Raw genomic sequence first — 2,600 nt, 5'->3', positions numbered from 1 at the left:
GTGACACCTGTGGGGGGGCGCGCGGCGGGGCGCGCCTGGGGGGGGGGGGGGCGGGCGTTCCCTTCCGCCCGGCCCGCACGCTCGCCCGGATCAGCGCCAGCTGCTCCGCCCCCGCTGCCTGGGAATCCCGCTCGCCGCTCACCCGAGCAGTCAAGCAGATGGCCCGGACATCACCGAGCCGGCCGGTTCACAGCCCGACGGTCGCCCGCAGCGCGTCCACCCGGTCGGTGCGCTCCCAGGTGAAGTCGGGCAGCTCACGGCCGAAGTGCCCGTACGCGGCGGTCTGGGCGTAGATGGGCCGCAGCAGGTGGAGGTCGCGGATGATGGCGGCCGGGCGCAGGTCGAAGACCTCGCCGATGGCCTTCTCGATCCGCTCCGGCTCCACGGTGGCGGTGCCGAAGGTCTCCACGAACAGACCGACCGGCTCGGCCTTGCCGATCGCGTAGGCGACCTGGACCTCGCAGCGCGAGGCGAGCCCGGCGGCCACCACGTTCTTGGCGACCCAGCGCATCGCGTAGGCCGCCGAACGGTCGACCTTGGACGGGTCCTTGCCGGAGAACGCCCCGCCGCCGTGCCGGGCCATGCCGCCGTAGGTGTCGATGATGATCTTGCGTCCGGTCAGGCCGGCGTCGCCCATCGGGCCGCCGATCTCGAACCGTCCGGTCGGGTTGACGAGCAGCCGGTAGCCCTCGCTGTCCAGCTTGATGCCGTCGGCGACCAGTGCCTTCAGCTCCGGCTCGACGACGAACTCCTGGATGTCGGGCGCCAGCAGCGACTCCAGGTCGATGTCGGAGGCGTGCTGGCTGGAGACCACGACGGTGTCCAGCCGGACGGCCTTGTCGCCGTCGTACTCGATGGTGACCTGCGTCTTGCCGTCGGGGCGCAGGTACGGGATGGTCCCGTTGCGCCGCACCTCGGAGAGCCGGTGCGAGAGCCGGTGCGCCAGCCGGATCGGCAGCGGCATCAGCTCGGGCGTCTCGTCGCACGCGTAGCCGAACATCAGGCCCTGGTCGCCCGCGCCCTGGCGGTCCAGCTCGTCCAGCTCACCCTCGACCCGCGACTCGTAGGCGGTGTCGACGCCCTGGGCGATGTCGGGCGACTGCGACCCGATGGACACCGAGACCCCGCAGGAGGCCCCGTCGAACCCCTTCTTGGAGGAGTCGTAGCCGATTTCGAGGATCTTGTTGCGCACCAGGGACGCGATGTCCGCGTACGCCTTGGTCGTGACCTCGCCGGCCACGTGCACCAGACCGGTGGTGATCATCGTCTCGACGGCCACCCGGGAGGTCGGGTCCTCCCGGAGGAGGGCGTCGAGAATGGTGTCGCTGATCTGGTCGGCGATCTTGTCGGGGTGACCCTCGGTCACGGATTCCGAGGTGAACAGGCGGCGGGACACATCGCTCCCTGGGGTTGCAGCGGCTGCTGACTGAACTGGGCCGACCCGCTCCGGAAGCTCCGGAGGTCGTCGGTGTGAGTCTATCGACTCGGGGGTCGCTGGACAGCGGAATCCCGTCCGGCTGCCACGGCCCTGTCTTAGCGTAACGGTCCCGCCCCCGGCTGGGGAGAGGCGGACCGCAGTACGAGACGGCGCCAGGGGGGTGGTACGGGGTCAGGCCGTGGTCAGCCGCCTGGCCACGGCGTCCCAGACACGGTCCGCCAGGGCCTCCTTGGGGCCGTACGGCACCGGGGTCTCCGGGCCGCCGGCCTCCAGGATCACCGCTTCGTTCTCCTCGGTGCCGAAGGCGCGCCCGTTGCCGACCTGGTTGACGACCAGCAGATCGCAGCCCTTGCGGGCGAGCTTGGCCCGGCCGCCCTCCAGCACGTCGTCCGTCTCGGCGGCGAAGCCCACCACGACCGGGGGCCGCTCCGGACCGCGGGCGGCCACCTCGGCCAGGATGTCGGGGTTGCGCACCAGGGCGACGGGCTCGGGCTCCGCCCCGTCCCGTTTCTTGATCTTGCTGGTCACCTCGCGCGCCGGGCGGAAGTCGGCGACCGCGGCGGCCATCACCACCACGTCCGCGCCGGTGGCGGCCTTGACCACGGCGTCGTGCAACTCCCGTGCGGTGCCCACCGGGACGACGTCGGCACCGGCCGGGTCGGGCAGCGCGGTGTTGGCCGCGATCAGGGTGACCCGGGCGCCCCGGGCCACGGCGGTGCGGGCCAGGGCGTAGCCCTGCTTGCCGGAGGAACGGTTCCCCAGGTAGCGCACCGGGTCCAGCGGTTCCCGGGTGCCGCCCGCGGAGATCACCACGTGCCGGCCGGCCAGGTCGGGGGCGAGGGCGCCGGTGCCCCGCTCCAGCACCCGGCGGCAGATCTCGAAGATCTCCGCCGGGTCGGGCAGCCGGCCCTTGCCGGTGTCGGCGCCGGTGAGCCGGCCGCTGGCGGGCTCGATGACCACGGCGCCGCGGCGGCGCAGGGTGGCGACGTTCTCCCGGGTGGCCGGGTGCTCCCACATCTCGGTGTGCATGGCGGGCGCGAAGACCACCGGGGCGCGGACCGTGAGCAAGGTGTTGGTGAGCAGGTCGTCCGCCCGCCCGTGGGCCGCCTTGGCCAGCAGATCGGCGGTGGCCGGGGCGATCACCAGCAGGTCGGCCTGCTGA

Annotated in this window: 2 protein-coding genes; both read right to left on the bottom strand. The window is 72.8% G+C overall.

The genetic code is table 11. The features are described 5' to 3' along the window. Positions 1 to 187 precede the first annotated feature (187 nt). Positions 188 to 1,396: a methionine adenosyltransferase gene (metK, locus tag ACFV5N_RS21125; RefSeq protein WP_385602058.1), complete on the bottom strand. Its 1,209-nt coding sequence runs from the start codon at positions 1,394 to 1,396 to the stop codon at positions 188 to 190. 213 nt (positions 1,397 to 1,609) lie between these two features. Further along, on the bottom strand, positions 1,610 to 2,600 hold a 991-nt coding region (gene coaBC, locus ACFV5N_RS21120), incomplete at its 5' end, for a bifunctional phosphopantothenoylcysteine decarboxylase/phosphopantothenate--cysteine ligase CoaBC (RefSeq protein ID WP_385602055.1).

This window comes from Streptomyces sp. NPDC059853 (genome assembly GCF_042731495.1).
Classification (GTDB): Bacteria; Actinomycetota; Actinomycetes; order Streptomycetales; family Streptomycetaceae; genus Streptomyces.
This window is presented reverse-complemented; position numbering and strand designations above follow the sequence as displayed.